This window comes from Pseudomonas migulae (genome assembly GCF_043225285.1).
Taxonomy (GTDB): Bacteria; Pseudomonadota; Gammaproteobacteria; order Pseudomonadales; family Pseudomonadaceae; genus Aquipseudomonas; species Aquipseudomonas migulae_C.
In genome coordinates this window covers 5,830,752-5,846,893 of record NZ_CP171224.1, presented here as the reverse complement: position 1 = coordinate 5,846,893, position 16,142 = coordinate 5,830,752, and the positions used below count along the sequence as shown (strand labels likewise).

The window sequence follows — 16,142 nt, the reverse complement described above, 5'->3', positions numbered from 1 at the left end:
ACGACTCCGATGAATTTTTCCCAATTCTTCATTTCACGGCCGATCTTCGCAGCGGTACTTTCGCTGCTGATCCTGATCGCCGGCGCCATCTCGCTGTTCCAATTGCCGATCAGCGAATACCCGGAAGTCGTGCCGCCGACCGTTGTGGTCCGCGCGAACTTCCCGGGCGCCAACCCAAAAGTCATCGGTGAAACCGTGGCCGCTCCGCTGGAGCAAGCCATCACCGGCGTCGAGAACATGCTGTACATGTCCTCGCAGTCCACGGCTGACGGCAAGATCACCCTGACCATCACCTTCGCGCTGGGCACCGACCTGGACAACGCCCAGGTGCAGGTGCAGAACCGCGTGACCCGGACCGAGCCGAAACTTCCAGAAGAAGTGACGCGCATCGGTATCACCGTGGACAAGGCTTCGCCCGACCTGACCATGGTTGTGCACTTGACCTCGCCGGACAAACGCTACGACATGCTCTACCTGTCCAACTACGCCTTGCTCAACATCAAGGATGAGCTGGCGCGTCTGGGCGGTGTCGGTGACGTGCAGCTGTTCGGCATGGGCGACTACTCCCTGCGAGTGTGGCTCGATCCGAACAAGACCGCTTCGCGCAACCTGACCGCCACCGACGTGGTGACCGCGATCCGCGAACAGAACCGTCAAGTGGCCGCCGGTGCCCTGGGCGCCCCGCCCGCGCCGAATGCCACCGCGTTCCAGCTGTCGGTCAACACCCAGGGTCGTCTGGTTTCCGAAGAAGAGTTCGAGAACATCATCATTCGCTCCGGCGATAACGGTGAAATCACTCGCCTGAAAGACATCGCTCGCGTCGAGCTCGGTTCCAGCCAGTACGCTCTGCGCTCCTTGCTGAACAACCAACCGGCGGTGGCGATCCCGATCTTCCAGCGTCCGGGCTCCAACGCGATCGAAATCTCCAACGAAGTGCGCGACAAGATGGCGGAGTTGAAGAAGAACTTCCCGGAAGGCATGGACTTCAGCATCGTCTATGACCCGACGATCTTCGTACGCGGCTCCATCGAGGCGGTGGTTCACACCCTGTTCGAAGCGCTGATCCTCGTGGTTCTGGTGGTGATCCTGTTCCTGCAGACCTGGCGTGCCTCGATCATTCCGTTGGTGGCGGTTCCGGTTTCGTTGATCGGTACGTTTGCGGTGATGCACCTGTTCGGCTTCTCGCTGAACGCCCTGTCGCTGTTCGGACTGGTATTGGCCATCGGTATCGTGGTAGACGACGCCATCGTGGTGGTGGAGAACGTCGAGCGGAACATCGGGCTCGGACTGACGCCGGTCGAAGCGACCAAGCGTGCGATGCGTGAAGTGACCGGTCCGATCATCGCTACGGCGCTGGTGCTGTGTGCGGTGTTTATCCCGGCGGCGTTCATCTCCGGGTTGACCGGGCAGTTCTATAAACAGTTCGCCCTGACCATTGCGATCTCGACGGTGATCTCGGCCTTCAACTCCCTGACCCTGTCGCCGGCACTGGCCGCCGTGTTGCTCAAGAGCCACGACGCGCCGAAAGACCGTTTCTCCAAGGTGCTGGACAAGATCTTCGGCGGCTGGCTGTTCCGTCCGTTCAACCGCTTCTTCGACAAGGCCAGCCACACCTACGTTGGTACTGTTGGCCGGGTTATTCGCAGCAGCGGCATCGCCCTGCTGTTGTACGCAGGCCTGATGGTCCTGACGTTCTTCGGTTTCTCCAGCACCCCAACCGGTTTCGTACCCGGCCAGGACAAGCAATACCTGGTGGCCTTCGCGCAATTGCCGGACGCTTCGAGCCTGGACCGCACCGAAGACGTGATCAAGCGCATGTCCGACCTGGCCCTGAAACAGCCGGGCGTGGAAAGCGCCGTAGCGTTCCCTGGCCTGTCGATCAACGGTTTCACCAACAGCCCTAACGCCGGCATCGTGTTCGTGACCCTGAAACCGTTCGACGAGCGTAAAGACCCGAGCATGTCCGCCGGTGCGATTGCCGGTGCCTTGAACGGCCAGTTCGCCGGGATTCAGGAAGCCTACATGGCGATCTTCCCGCCGCCGCCAGTACAAGGCCTGGGCACCATCGGTGGTTTCCGCCTGCAAATCGAAGACCGGGGCAACCTGGGCTACGACGAGCTGTACAAAGAAACCATGAACATCATCACCAAGAGCCACAACGTGCCGGAACTGGCCGCGCTGTTCACCAGCTACACCGTGAACGTGCCGCAGGTCGATGCCGCCATCGACCGGGAAAAAGCCAAGACCCACGGCGTGGCCGTCAGCGACATCTTCGACACCCTGCAGATCTACCTGGGTTCGCTGTATGCCAACGACTTCAACCGCTTCGGTCGCACTTATCAGGTCAACGTTCAGGCCGAGCAGCAGTTCCGCCTCGAGCCGGACCAGATCGGTCAGCTGAAAGTGCGTAACAACAAAGGCGAGATGATCCCGCTGGCGACCTTCATCAAGGTCAGCGACACCTCGGGCCCGGACCGCGTGATGCACTACAACGGCTTCATCACTGCTGAAATCAACGGTGCGGCAGCCCCGGGCTACAGCTCCGGCCAGGCTCAGGCCGCCATCGAGAAACTGCTCAAGGAAGAACTTCCGAACGGCATGACCTACGAATGGACCGACCTGACCTACCAGCAGATTCTGTCCGGCAACACCGCGCTGTTCGTGTTCCCGCTCTGCGTATTGCTGGCGTTCCTGGTGCTCGCGGCCCAGTACGAAAGCTGGAGCCTGCCACTGGCGGTGATCCTGATCGTACCGATGACCCTGCTGTCGGCCATCACCGGTGTGATTGCTTCGGGAGGCGACAACAACATCTTCACCCAGATCGGCTTGATCGTACTGGTGGGACTTGCCTGTAAGAACGCGATTCTGATCGTCGAGTTCGCCAAGGACAAACAGGAAGAAGGCATGAACCCGCTGGCTGCGGTGCTTGAAGCCTGCCGCCTGCGTCTGCGGCCGATCCTGATGACCTCCTTCGCGTTCATCATGGGTGTGGTGCCACTGGTGTTCTCCAGCGGTGCCGGTGCCGAAATGCGTCACGCCATGGGTGTGGCGGTGTTCTCCGGGATGCTCGGGGTGACCTTCTTCGGTCTATTGCTGACGCCAGTGTTCTACGTGTTGATCCGTAATTTCGTGGAACGCGGCGAGAAGCGCAAAGCGGCCAAAGCCCTGAAACTGGAGGCGCAACAATGAGTCTGAAAGCCTTCCTGCCGAGCCTGCTGGTACTGGCGCTGAGCGCCTGTGCCGTCGGCCCGGACTACAAGACCCCGGCCACTGAACCGGCCAACATCACCACCGCTACCGACGGTGCTGCGGGTCAGAAAAACTTCGACCGCTCGCGTTTCGAAGGCATCTGGTGGCAGCAGTTCGAAGACCCGACCCTCAACCAGTTGGTGACCGAATCGCTCAAGGGTAACCGTGATTTGCGCGTCGCCTTCGCCCGCTGGAAAGCGGCACGGGCGATCCGCGATGACGTCAGCAATGACGCCATGCCGACCATCACCAGCCGCGCCAGCAGTGACCTGGGCAAAGGCCAGATTCCGGGCCAGACCACCCAGCGGGTCAACAGCGAACGCTATGACCTGGGTCTGGACATGGCCTGGGAACTGGACCTGTTCGGTCGCATCCAGCGCAACCTGGAATCCAGCGAGGCCGAGCAGCAAGCGGCCGAAGCCGACCTGTACCAGCTGCAAGTCACCATGATTGCCGAACTGGTGGACGCCTACGGTCAACTGCGCGGTGCGCAATTGCGGGAAAAGATTGCCCTGGCCAACCTGAACAACCAGCAGGAATCGCGCAAGATCACCGAAAGCCTGCGTGATGCCGGCGTCGGCGATCAGCTCGACGTGGTCCGCGCCGATGCCCGCCTGGCGGCGGTCGAAGCCAGCGTGCCGCAATTGCAGGCTGAGCAGGTCCGGCAGAAAAACCGTATCGCCACCCTGCTGGGTGAGCGTCCGGACAAGTTGACCGTGGACCTGAGCCCGAAAGACTTGCCGGCGATTGCCAAGGCACTTCCGATCGGTGATCCGGGTGAATTGCTGCAGCGTCGTCCGGACGTTCTCAGCGCCGAGCGCAAACTGGCTTCGGCCACAGCGCGTATCGGCGTGGCCAAGGCGGATCTGTTCCCACGGGTCAGCCTCAGCGGCTTCCTCGGCTGGACCGCCGGACGTGGTTCGCAGATCGGTTCCTCGGCGGCCAACGCCTGGGCACTCGGCCCGAGCATCACCTGGGCCGCGTTTGACCTGGGCAGCGTGCGCGCTCGTCTGCGCGGCGCCGATGCCGATGCCGAAGGCGCTCTCGCGACCTACGAGCAGCAAGTGTTGCTGGCGCTGGAAGAATCGGAAAACGCCTTCAGTGATTACGGCAAACGCCAGCAACGCCTGATTTCGCTGATCCGTCAGAGTGAATCGAGCCGCGCGGCTGCGGACCTGGCGGAAATTCGCTACCGCGAAGGCTCCTCGGACTTCCTCGTCCTGCTCGACGCACAACGCGAGCGTCTGGCGGCGGAAGATTCCCAGGCCCTGGCTGAAATCGACCTGTATCGCGGCATCGTCGCGATCTACAAGGCCCTGGGTGGTGGCTGGCAGCCAGAGACGGTGGCCAGCAAGTAATTCGTTAACGAGCTCTTTTGGTTGGTTCCAACCAACCAAATTTTTAGCCCCGCGCCCCATTCGGTCGAGGGGCTTTTTTTTGCACCCTTGAAGCCACCACCTATCCCTGTAGGAGCCGGCTTGCTGGCGATGGTCGTTAACGAAAACGCGTGCTGCCTGAATCAACGCGGCGCACTTGAGTCCATCGCCAGCAAGCCGGCTCCTACAGGGGGGAGTCAGCGTTGTGCTTGGGGTTCCTTGACGGTTACGGTAGCCGTGGTGCCCGCCCGCAGTTTGTCTTTGCCCGCATAGTCCGCGTCGATCTTGATCCGCACCGGCACCCGCTGCGCCAGTTTCACCCAGGTGTAGCTGGGGTTGATGTTCGCCAGCAAGCGGCCGCCGGGCAGGTTTTCGCGGTCGGCGATGGCGAAGGCGATGCTTTGCACCGTGCCGCCAAAGCGTTCTCCGCTCATCAACTCGATGTCGACCCGGTCACCTTCGCCGATTCGCGGCAGCTTGGTTTCCTCGAAATAGCCGCTGACGTAAAACGAATCGCTATCCACCAACGCCAACAGCGGACCGCCCGCCGTCGCATAGTCGCCCTGCCGGGTCAGCAGGTTGGTGACATAACCCGTGACAGGCGATTCCACGCGGGTGCGCTGCAAATCGAGTTCGGACTGAGTCAGGGCGGCCGTGGCCAGCTGCACATTGGCCTGCGCCAGAATCAGGTTGGCCTGGTTGCGCAGCAAATCGGCCTGGGCTACCGAGACATCGGTGCTGGATTTTTCCCATTCTTCCCCGGAAATCGCCGCGCGGTCCTTGAGCGTGCGGCGCCGGCGCTCCTCGCTCTGACGCTGTTTGAGCAGCGCCTGGCTGGCGACAATCGTGGCCTCGGACTGCCCCAGTGAAGCCTTCGCCACCTCCACCGAGCGCTTGGCATGTTCCACCGCTAGGACGTAGCGCGCAGGATCGATTTCCAGCAGCAACTGGCCCTTCTCTACATGCTGGTTGTCCTGCACGCCAAGGCTGACGATGCGCCCCGCGACATCGGCGGAGAGGGTCACCACATCGGCCCGCACCCGGGCGTCACGGGTCCAGGGCGCGCGGGTGTAATGATCCCAGGCGAACCAGCCGAGCACAAAGGCCAGCAGGACCACGGCCACTGTCGTGAGTCGGGCAAGGATCTTCTTCACTGCATCAGGCTCCCATCAGCAGAATCAGCGTCGCGCACACGCAGGCGTACAACGCGCCTTCGAACAAGGCTTCATGCCACACGAACTGCAACACGCCGAGGCGCCGCAGAACCCAGTCCAACAGCAGGAAAACCGGCAAGCCCAGCAGCAAGGCCTGGGCAATCGGCGGCAGGTAGACACCGCCTATTTCCAGATCAATGGGCAAGGGCTGGCACTCCTTCTGTGGGTATGGGGGGTTCGAAGTGGCCACGGTGGCGCTCCAGGAACGACACCACGATCAACAGCGCCACGCGCATGCGAAACACTGACCATAGCTGTTCATGCACGCTGCAATGCAGCGCATCCAGCTCATCGCCCAGGACATGCAGGCTGGCAAGCACGCGATCCTTGTCGATACCCGCCCGGCCGGCCACCAGGCGCCCGGTGTCCCGCACCGTCGCAAACAAGCGGTTCTGCATGTCTGGGCTCAGCAACGGGTTGTTCTGCCCCTGTTGCCGCAGCTGGTTCAACGCAATGCCCAGGGCCATGCAACCGAGGCTGACGTCGAACAGGTCACGGGCGGGTTTGTCCTGAATCGACGGCAACAGGCCGAGCATCATGGTCAGGCGGTCGACCATGCGGCTCTCGAAGGCAAACTGATTTTCATCGGTGGCCGGGATTTTCAGCAAGGCGTTGACCTGCTCGCAGTTTTCCTTATGCAAGCGGCGAATCCGCAACACCGGCCTGAAGGGGAAGATCAAGGCATACACGCTCAATGCCAGCGTCGTGGCGCAGACATAGGCGCCGGCGAACTCGAACCACTGGATTGCGCTGTTCTGCCCCAGCCCGACATTTTGCGGTCCCAATAACAGGAAGGTCGTCAGCCCGAGACCGATCCCGGTGCCGGTGGTGGGCGGGCTCGACAGCCCCACCGCGACGCAATAAAGCAACGGCGCCAGCAACAACGCCAACAGTTCGAAACTGCTGATCATCGGCACCAGCGCAAACTGCAGAACCGCCGACACCACCAGCGCCAGCCCGAGCCCCCGCGCGTAACTCTGGGCCGCCAGCATCGGCCGGGGAAATGTCGCCATCAGCGAGCACAGAATCCCGGCGACGATCATGCCGCCACGGGCGCCGTCCCAACCGGTTTCGATCCAGATCAGCCCCGCCACCATCAATGCGCAAAACGCGCGGATCGCGTTCATCGCCGCCAGCGTGTAGTCCATGTGCAGGGTGTTTTTCTGGCCGCGATAGACACTGCTGGCCTTGCGTCCGCTCTGGATCACGTCACTCAGTTCCATGATCGTTTCAAACTGCTGCAACAGCCGCGCCTGTTCCCAGCGCAACGACCAGGACAGCGAACGCAACGTCGCCGGCAAAGGTTCGACGAGTTGCTCCGACAGGTAGGCCAGGTCATCGAAACGCTTCTGCAACAGCCCGAACTGGCGTCTTTGCTCGACGGGCATCGCGCGTCCCAGCTGTGCCAGCTCATCGAGAAACAGCACTTCTTCGGCGAGCAAACGCTGGATCTCCTGGGGAATCTCGCCTTCCAGGCGTTCGAGCAACAGTTCGCGCTGATGGCGCAAGGCAGTGAGCCGCGCGGTCAGCAGCACCAGTTGATTGCCGAGTAATTGCACCAGTTCGTCGGCGCTGCGCAAGCGTGGCGCGTCGTAATACAGGTGCCGGCGCACGCCTTCCAGCGCACTGATCTGGCCGAGCAGCTGCATCTGCCGGCGCATAAAGTCGGTTTCGTTTTCTTCGGTGCGAATGACGGCGCTGGCATGAGTCGCCAGCTGCTTGATGATTTGATCGATCTTGTTGAAGTAGTCCCGGGCGACGGTTTCCGGGCGTGCGGTCAGCAGGCTGACGACGCACACGCAGGCCACCGCCAGCAGCGTTTCGGTGACGCGGGTCACGGCCAACAGGAAGGTGCCGTCCTGATCGGGCACCGCCAGCAGCCCAACCACCACCGCCGTGTATCCGCTGAGCACGAAGGCCTGAGAACTGGTGTAGCGCAACAAGGTGCCACCGGCGGTACACAGCGCCAGCCACAGCGATAACGTCACGAGGAACGGCAGCGGCGCCTGGGGAAAGATCGCCATGATCACCACCGCGACGACCGCGCCCAGGGTCGTGCCGATCACCTGGCCGAAGCTGCGCGCCAACGCCATGCCGCCCAATGGCTGGCTGACGATGACCACCGCCATGATCGACCATTTGGGCTGATCGAGGTCGAACACGAACGCCAGGTACAGGGTCAACAGCCCGGCGGCGATGGTCCTCAAGGCAAACAGCAACACCCCGGGGCCGGGGTGGACGATCGCCTTGAAATACTGCAGCAGCGCTTGCATGGGGGGTGCTCCTGTCTTCAGCAAGCGTAGCCACAGGAGGGGCAGCATGCATTCCCCCTGTGGGAGCGAGACCGGCTTGCCGGCGATGGCGCCGGGTCAGGCAACATTGATATCGACTGAGCCACCGCATCGCGAGCAGGCTCGCTCCCACAGGGTTTTGGGTCAGTCCATCAGGCCCCAATCGCGCGGAGGGGTGTGGGGAGCTGGGGATGTTTCGGCGTGCAACTTGAGTCGCAAGCGTAAATTGTTCACCGAGTCCGCATGCTTCAGCGCCTCGTCCTCATCGATCGCACCTTCCACGACCAGGGCGTACAGCGCGCTGTCGAACGTCTGCATCCCCGCGTCCACGGACTTCTCCATGATCCCTTTCAGTTCATCCAGCTCGTTACGGCGGATCAGGTCGCCGATAGTTGGGGTTCCCAGCATCACTTCCACCGCCGCCCGGCGTTGGCCGTCTCGGGTGCGTACCAAGCGCTGGGACACGAACGCTTTCAGGTTGTTGGCCAGGTCATGCAGCAGTTGCAGGCGCCTGTCTTCCGGGAAGAGGTTGATGATGCGGTCCAGCGCCTGATGGGCGTTGTGGGCATGCAACGTGGAAATCACCAGGTGCCCGGTGTCGGCAAACGCCAGCGCGTGCTCCATGGTTTCGCGGTCGCGGATCTCTCCGATCAGCACCACGTCCGGCGCCTGGCGCAGGGTGTTTTTCAACGCCGCATGAAAACTGCGGGTGTCCACGCCAACTTCGCGCTGATTGATGATCGATTTCTTGTGGCGATGGATGTACTCGACCGGGTCTTCGATGGTGATGATGTGGCCGCTGCTGTGGCGGTTTCGGTAATCGATCAACGCCGCCAGTGAAGTCGACTTGCCCGAATCGGTAGCGCCGACGAACAGGATCAGCCCTTGCTTGAGCATGACCGACTCCAACAGCACCGGCGGCAGCTTGAGGTCCTCGAAGCGCGGGATGTCGAGTTTGATGTTGCGCGCCACGATCGACACATCGTTGCGCTGCTTGAAAATATTGACCCGGAAACGACCGACACCCGGCAACGAAATCGCCAGGTTCATTTCCAGCTCCCGGTCGAACTCCAACCGCTGTTCGGCGTCCATGATGGACGCGGCCATCGCCGCAATTTCTGCCGGTTTGAACGGCTGATCGCTCAAGGGCTTTAACACTCCATCGAACCGGGCACAGGGCGGCGCGCCGGTGGAGAGGTACAGATCGGATCCATTCTGGCTGGCCAGCAGCGTTAACAGCGCATCGATTTCCATTGGCAAAAAACACCCGCGAAGCATTCAATGAACAGAAATGGCCCGAAAACGGGCCATACAGCGTCTACCGCACTAGGATAGTAGACCCCACCACACTGACCGACGTGCAGGACACCTTGATGAACGCAATACCCACCGGCAGCGATGCCCAGGCCTTGATTGCCAGACTGGACTGGACGCGCACCTCGCTGGGCGCCGCCAGTACCTGGCCGCAGAGCCTGCGTACCGCGGTGGACATCGTGATTCATTCACCGATGCCGATGCTGTTGCTGTGGGGGCCGGAGCTTACGCAGATCTACAACGACGGCTTCGCCCTGCTCGCCGGCAACAAGCATCCGCACGCTTTCGGACAACCGACACACCTGATCTGGCCAGAACTCAGAGACTTTACCGACCCGATTTACAGCGCCGTCCTACAGGGCCAGGTGCGGACCTACAGCGAACAGCGCTTCACCCTGCAACGTAACAATGAAGATTCCGACTTCTGGCTGGATTTGACCTACAGCCCGATCCGCGATGAAAGCGCCGAGGTCGCCGGGATTCTGGTCACCGCCATCGAAACCAACGAGCGCCGGCGCATCGCGCTCGAACTCGAGCAGCGTTCAGCCGCCAGCCTCAAGGCCCAGCGCGAAACCGAGGAACGCCTGCAACTGGCGCTGGCCGCCACCGATGCCGTCGGCACCTGGGACTGGGACATCAGCGAAGACCGCTTCATCGCCGACGCACACTTTGCCCAATTGCACGGCATCGACCCGCAGTACGCCAGCCAGTTGCCCATCAGCGATTACCTCCAGGCCGTGCACCCGGAAGACCGCGCGATGGTCACCCGCAGCATCAAGCACTGCATCACCCACGGCACCGAATACGCCGAGGAATATCGCCTGTTGCAAGCCGACGGTCAGTTGCGTTGGGTGTTCGCCCGGGGTCGTTGCTACAAGGACCATCATGGCCGGCCGATCCGATTCCTCGGCGCCGCCCTCGACCTGACCGAACGCAAACACACCGAACAAGCGCTGCGTCAGAGCCAGACTGAACTGCAACTGATCATCAACGCCATGCCGATCCTGATCAGTTACGTCGACAGCGAGGAGCGCTTTCGCCTGAACAACGCCGCATACCTCGACTGGTACGGCCTGACGCCCCAGGAGCTTTTTGGCCGGACCATTCGTGAAGTCCTGGGCGAAGACGCCTATGCCTTGCGCGCCCACTACATCGCCGAGGCGCTCTCGGGCAAAACCTGCTGTTTCAGCATCAGCACGCCACACCGCGATGGCAGTACCCGGCAAGCCCTGATGAATTATTTGCCCCGTCACGGTGCGGATGGCGCGGTGAACGGTTTCTACATCTTCGTGATCGACGAAACCGAGCGCAAGCAAACCGAAGAAGCTTTGCGCAACCTCAACGAAACCCTTGAAGAACGGGTTGCCGCCCGCACCCAGCAATTGGCCGAAGCCAACCAGCGCCTGCAAAACGAGATGTTCGAGCGCGAGCGGGCCGAAGATGCGTTGCGCCATGCGCAGAAAATGGAAGCGGTCGGCCAGCTCACCGGCGGCATCGCCCATGACTTCAACAACATGCTCACCGGCATCATCGGCAGCCTGGACCTGATGCAACGCTACATCGCCGACGGGCGCATCACCGAGATCGGCCGTTTCACCGAAGCGGCGGTGTCCTCTGCCAATCGTGCCGCCGCCCTGACCCATCGCCTGCTGGCCTTCTCCCGCCGTCAGTCGCTGGATCGCAAACCGCTGAACGCCAACGAGCTGATCCTGTCGCTGGAGGACTTGTTCAGCCGGACCAAGGGCGATCACATCGAACTCAAGCTGCAACTGGCCGACGACATCTGGTCGGTCAGCACTGACGTCAGCCAACTGGAAAATGCCCTGCTCAACCTGGTGATCAACGCCCGGGACGCCATGCCCGACGGCGGCGAGTTGAGCATCGAAACCGCCAATGTCTATCTGGACAGCAGTGACATCAACATCCTGGAACCGGTCAAGGCCGGGGATTACCTGATGATCGCCGTCAACGACAACGGCACCGGCATGACCCCAAAAGTGTTGGCCAAGGCGTTCGATCCGTTCTTCACCACCAAGCCGATCGGCCAGGGCACGGGGCTGGGTTTGTCGATGATCTACGGTTTTGCCCAGCAGTCCGGCGGCCATGTCAGCCTGTTCAGCTTGCCCGGCCAGGGCACCAGCGTGCGCCTGTTCCTGCCGCGGTTGCACGAGGTGGAGCCGGAAGATGTGCTGACGCCGGTCATCAGCGAGGCGCCGTCGGCGATTGCCGGGGAAACCGTGGTGTTGGTCGAAGACGATCCGGCGGTGCGCATGCTGGTGTTCGACCTGCTCAAGGAACTGGGTTATCGCGCCCATGAGGCTGAAGATGCGACGGCCGCCCTGCCCTTGCTGGAATCTGGTCTGCGGGTTGATCTGCTGGTGACCGATGTCGGGTTGCCGGGGATGAACGGTCGACAACTGGCAGAAATTGCCCGTCAGCACCGTCCGGAATTGAAAGTGCTGTTCATGACCGGCTACGCGGAAATGGCCGCCGAACGCCAGGGTTTCCTCGAGGAAGGCATGGACATGGTGGCCAAACCGTTTTCCATCGACCTGCTGGCCAACAAGATTCGCACGATGATCGGTCAACCCGAGTGAGTTGAGGCATAATCGCGCGCCCCGATCCACCCACATAGCCACGACCGCTGCAAGGTACCTGTCCCCATGAAAGCTCAAGCCCGCCATATCCTGGTGAAAACCTCGGAAGAAGCCGAGCAGCTCAAACAACGCATCGCCAAGGGCGAAGCCTTCGATGTGCTGGCCAAGAAATATTCCACCTGCCCGTCCGGCAAGCGCGGCGGTGACCTGGGTGAAGTGCGGCCGGGGCAGATGGTCGGTGTGATTGATGCGGTGATTTTCAAGAAGCCGCTGCGGGTGGTGCATGGGCCGATCAAGAGCAAATTTGGCTATCACCTGGTGCAGGTGTTTTACCGGGATTGAGTGTTTGGCTTGAGGGCCCCTTCGCGAGCAGGCTCGCTCCTACATTGAAATGCATTCCATTGTAGGAGCGAGCCTGCTCGTGATCCGACTGCGCAGCAGACGGCCATTCAACCCTTATCTGGGAATCAACGCCCCAGGCACCTGAATCACCCGACTCGCCAACCGATGCCCCGCCTCCGCCGCGTCCATCGGGCTCCCGCCCTTGAGCCGACTGGCCAGGTAAGCCGCACTGAACGAATCCCCCGCCGCCGTGGTGTCCACCACCCGCTCGACCTTCTGCGCCGGCACCTCGAACGACTCGCCGTCACAGCGAATCAGACACGCCTCGGCACCGCGCTTGAGCACTACTTCCTGCGTCCCGACCTGCTCGTAAGCGGCAAACACCGCCTCGCAGTCGGAGAAATGAAACAGCGCCTGTTCATCGTCGACCGTCAGCAACGCCAGGTCCACGTACGGCAACACGCTGCGATAGGCCGCCCGAGCCTCTTCGACTGACGCCCACAGACGCGGCCGGTAGTTGTTGTCGAAAACGATCCGCGCATCGCGCTGGCGGGCCTCGATCAGGGTTTCCAGCAATTTTTCCCGACCTTTGACACCGAGCACCGCCAGGGTGATGCCGCTGAAATACAGCACGTCGTAATCCGGCAACGCCGCCAGAATCGGTTCGGCGGCTGGCGTGGTGAAGCAGTCACGGACCGCCGCTTCGTTGCGCCAGTAGAGGAAACGCCGCTCACCGGCCGCGTCGGTCTGGATGCAATACAAACCGGGCAAGCGCCCGGGCAAACGCTGGACCATGCCCAGGCCGACATTTTCGTTGGCCCAGCTCTGACACATGGCATCGCTGAAACTGTCATCGCCCAGGGCGGTGACGTAATCCACCCGGCCGCCTTCGCCCAGTTCGCGGGACAGGTAGACCGCGGTGTTCAAGGTATCGCCGCCGAAGCTTTGTTGCAGGCTGCCGTCGGCGCGGTGCTGGAGTTCAATCATGCATTCGCCGATCAGGGCGATGCGCGGGGTGTCAGGGCCGAGGGTGTTGATGGTGTTCATTGTGATGGTGTCTCTGGTGGTTCTTTGTTGTCTGGTCGGGCCTCATCGCCGGCAAGCCGGCTCCTACAGGGGAACGCATTCCAATGTAGGAGCCGGCTTGCCGGCGATGGCCACGCCTCGGTCTGCAACCTTAGAAGCAGGTTTCCATGGTCTCGATGACCGTCAACTGCTCATCCACCAGACACCCGGTCCGCCACTTGTCGAACGTCAGGCACGGGTGCGAAGTGCCGAACGAAATGATGTCGCCCACCCGCAACTCAACGCCCGGCGCAACGGTCATGAACGCATGCTGGTCCATCACCGCCGTCACCTTGCAGGCGCTGACGTCGTCGCCCTTCGCCGGCACCACACCAGCCTTGTAACGCAGCAACGGCACCGGCAGACCGGCGTCGTAGGCGACATCGCGCTTACCCAGCGCAATCACCGCGAAGCCTGGCTCCGGCAGCGATTGCACGTGCGCCCAGACTTCCAGCGCCGGGCGCAGGCCTTCGTGCAAATCGCTGCGACGGTCGAGCACGCAGCATTGCGCTTCTTTATAAATGCCATGGTCGTGCGCCACGTAACTGCCCGGGCGCAACACGCTGAGGAAACGCCCGGCGGCGTTCTGCGCTTCGAAGGATTCGGCGATCAGGTCGTACCAGGCCGAACCCGATGCGGTGACGATCGGTTTGGCAATGGCGAAAGCGCCGCTGTCCTGCAACTGCACCGCCAGACGCACCAGCGACGCCGCAAATTCACGAATACCGGTGACGGCATGGTCGCCATGGATCACGCCTTCGTAGCCTTCGATGCCGGTCAGCGCCAATGCCGGTTGGGCATTGATGGCCTTGGCCAGGGCGATCACTTCATCTTCCGAGCGGCAACCGCAACGGCCGCCGACCACGCCGTACTCGATCATCACGTTCAGGCGCACACCGCGCGAGGCGAAGTACGCGCCGAGGTCGGCGACGTTGTCCGGGTGATCAACCATGCAATGGAAGTCGAACGTCGAGTCCGCCAGCAAATCGGCGATCAACGCCATGTTCGGCGTGCCGACCAGCTGGTTGGCCATCAGCACCCGACGCACGCCGTGGGCATAGGCCGCGCGGGTCTGCGTGGCGCTGGCCAGGGTGATGCCCCAGGCGCCGGCGTCCAGTTGGCGTCGAAACAGCGCCGGGGTCATGCTGGTCTTGCCGTGGGGCGCGAGTTCGGCGCCGCTGTTGCTGACGAACGCCTGCATCCAGCGAATGTTGTGCTCCAGCGCTTCGCGGTGCAGCACCAGTGCTGGCAGGCTGACATCGCGTACCAGGTGGGCGCCGGTCTGGGCAAAGCCCTTTTCCACGGCGGCAGTATTTTGGGCAGTAGACATGGTCGAACTCCTCACATTCGCGGCCGCAGGCAGCCGCGGTTACTCGTTGATACGCCGGGCGAGGCTGTTGGCGCTGTCGATCAGCACCCGGCGATAGTCGTTGTAATTGTTCTTCGCATCGGCACGTGGCGCGACGATGCACAGGGTCGCAATGGCGATGCCGTTCGGGTCTTTGACCGGCGCGGCAAAGCAATGGGTAAAGGTGTCGGCGACGCTATCGAAGGAGAAAAAGCCATCGATGCCGGCCTGACGGATTTCCCCCAGGAACTGCTCCAGCGGCAGGCGTTCGCCGTTGGGCAGGATGAAGTCGTCGTGGTCGATCAGGTCGATGATGGCCTGGTCGCTCAGGTGCGCCAGCAACAGGCGTCCGGAGGCGGTCCAGGGGATCGGGGCGTTCTCGCCAATGTCCGAGGAAATGCGAAAATGTCGCTCGCCCTCTTTCATCAGGGCCACCGTGTATTTGCGCCCGTTGAGCAGGCACATCTGCGCGGTTTCATGGGTCTGGCTGACGATTTCCTGCAAGGCATGGTCGGCCTCGCGGGTCAGGTCGAAGTGGCGCAGATGCGCCTGCCCGAGGAAATACAGCTGACGGCCGAGGTAGACGTGACCGTCCTTGCCCACGGGTTCGAGGATGCGCCGTTCCAGCAGCGAGGCCACCAGTTCGTAGACCGTGGACTTGGGGCTGCCGATGCCGCTGGCGATTTCATTCGGGCGCAAGGGCTGGCCGATTTCCTTGAGGAAATCGAGGATATCGAACGCCCGGTCCAGACCGCGTGCCCGGCGCTTGATGGTGTCTTCGGTCATGTTTCAAATTCCCATTCAAAGTGCCGGGAGTTTACCCAGAGTGCCGTGTCGACCGTTAGGCCGCCATCGCGAGCAGGCTCGCTCCCACAGGAGGAACGCATTCCAATGTGGGAGCGAGCCTGCTCGCGATGCGGTCACCACGGTAATCAGGCCTTTTTCTTGTACGCGATGCAGTCGATCTCGACCTTGCAGTCAACCATCATGCTCGCCTGAACACAGGCCCGGGCCGGTGCGTGTTCAGGTTTGAAGTACTCGCCGAACACTTTGTTGAAACTGGTGAAATCCCGCGGATCGTCCAGCCACACCCCGGCACGCACCACATCTTCCAGGCCATAACCGGCCTCTTCGAGAATCGCGATCAGGTTCTTCATGGTCTGGTGGGTCTGTTCGACGATGCCGCCCACAATGATCTCGCCATCCAACGCCGGCACCTGGCCAGAAACGTGCAGCCAGCCATCGGCTTCAACGGCGCGGGCGAAAGGACGAGGCGTACCGCCAGCGGCGCTGCTGCCGGTGCCGTAACGAGTGATGCTCATGAGTGTTTCTCCTGATTGAACTCT

General features: G+C 61.9%; 12 protein-coding genes. 4 read left to right on the top strand and 8 right to left on the bottom strand.

The window, feature by feature from the left end; translation table 11 throughout:
• Nucleotides 1–9 precede the first annotated feature (9 nt).
• Nucleotides 10–3,189 (top strand): efflux RND transporter permease subunit, encoded by a 3,180-nt coding sequence (locus ACF6ZU_RS26895; protein WP_392888602.1) that lies wholly within the window; start codon nucleotides 10–12, stop codon nucleotides 3,187–3,189.
• The gene (locus ACF6ZU_RS26890; protein WP_392888600.1) at nucleotides 3,186–4,607 is read left to right on the top strand and encodes an efflux transporter outer membrane subunit; all 1,422 of its coding nucleotides are present in this window, start codon (nucleotides 3,186–3,188) and stop codon (nucleotides 4,605–4,607) included. Before ACF6ZU_RS26895 ends, ACF6ZU_RS26890 begins: the two co-directional genes overlap by 4 nt.
• A gap of 215 nt (nucleotides 4,608–4,822) precedes the next feature.
• Here the strand turns inward: ACF6ZU_RS26890 and ACF6ZU_RS26885 are convergent, their stop codons facing one another.
• The 4 genes from ACF6ZU_RS26885 to ACF6ZU_RS26870 all read right to left on the bottom strand — a co-directional run bounded on the left by ACF6ZU_RS26885 (nucleotide 4,823) and on the right by ACF6ZU_RS26870 (nucleotide 9,384).
• Nucleotides 4,823–5,779 carry a biotin/lipoyl-binding protein gene (locus tag ACF6ZU_RS26885; RefSeq protein WP_392888598.1) on the bottom strand — a complete coding sequence of 319 codons (957 nt, stop codon included), beginning with the start codon at nucleotides 5,777–5,779 and terminating at the stop codon, nucleotides 4,823–4,825.
• 4 nt (nucleotides 5,780–5,783) lie between these two features.
• Complete coding sequence (locus ACF6ZU_RS26880) at nucleotides 5,784–5,984, bottom strand: DUF1656 domain-containing protein (protein ID WP_392888597.1); 201 nt, start codon at nucleotides 5,982–5,984, stop codon at nucleotides 5,784–5,786.
• Nucleotides 5,974–8,112, bottom strand: a complete 2,139-nt coding sequence (locus ACF6ZU_RS26875; RefSeq protein WP_392888595.1) for an FUSC family protein — start codon at nucleotides 8,110–8,112, stop codon at nucleotides 5,974–5,976. The genes ACF6ZU_RS26880 and ACF6ZU_RS26875 overlap by 11 nt, the downstream gene beginning before the upstream one ends.
• A gap of 162 nt (nucleotides 8,113–8,274) precedes the next feature.
• A complete protein-coding gene (locus ACF6ZU_RS26870) occupies nucleotides 8,275–9,384 on the bottom strand; it encodes a PilT/PilU family type 4a pilus ATPase (RefSeq protein WP_392888592.1) in 1,110 nt (369 codons plus the stop codon).
• Between the two features lie 119 nt (nucleotides 9,385–9,503).
• Between ACF6ZU_RS26870 and ACF6ZU_RS26865 the strand changes: the two genes are divergently transcribed.
• Nucleotides 9,504–12,041, top strand: a complete 2,538-nt coding sequence (locus ACF6ZU_RS26865; protein ID WP_392888590.1) for a PAS domain-containing protein — start codon at nucleotides 9,504–9,506, stop codon at nucleotides 12,039–12,041.
• Between the two features lie 66 nt (nucleotides 12,042–12,107).
• Entirely contained in the window at nucleotides 12,108–12,383 is a 276-nt protein-coding gene (locus ACF6ZU_RS26860) for a peptidylprolyl isomerase (protein WP_007898282.1), read from the top strand.
• A gap of 114 nt (nucleotides 12,384–12,497) precedes the next feature.
• Here the strand turns inward: ACF6ZU_RS26860 and ACF6ZU_RS26855 are convergent, their stop codons facing one another.
• The 4 genes from ACF6ZU_RS26855 to ACF6ZU_RS26840 form a co-directional block, all read right to left on the bottom strand.
• A complete protein-coding gene (locus ACF6ZU_RS26855; protein WP_392888586.1) occupies nucleotides 12,498–13,430 on the bottom strand; it encodes a sugar kinase in 933 nt (310 codons plus the stop codon).
• 130 nt (nucleotides 13,431–13,560) lie between these two features.
• On the bottom strand, nucleotides 13,561–14,778 hold the full coding sequence (locus tag ACF6ZU_RS26850; protein ID WP_392888583.1) for an amino acid deaminase: 1,218 nt from the start codon (nucleotides 14,776–14,778) through the stop codon (nucleotides 13,561–13,563).
• A 39-nt stretch (nucleotides 14,779–14,817) separates the two neighbouring features.
• Nucleotides 14,818–15,582 carry an IclR family transcriptional regulator gene (locus tag ACF6ZU_RS26845; protein ID WP_392888581.1) on the bottom strand — a complete coding sequence of 255 codons (765 nt, stop codon included), beginning with the start codon at nucleotides 15,580–15,582 and terminating at the stop codon, nucleotides 14,818–14,820.
• 146 nt (nucleotides 15,583–15,728) lie between these two features.
• Nucleotides 15,729–16,118, bottom strand: a complete 390-nt coding sequence (locus ACF6ZU_RS26840) for a RidA family protein (RefSeq protein ID WP_392888578.1) — start codon at nucleotides 16,116–16,118, stop codon at nucleotides 15,729–15,731.
• Nucleotides 16,119–16,142: the final 24 nt, after the last annotated feature.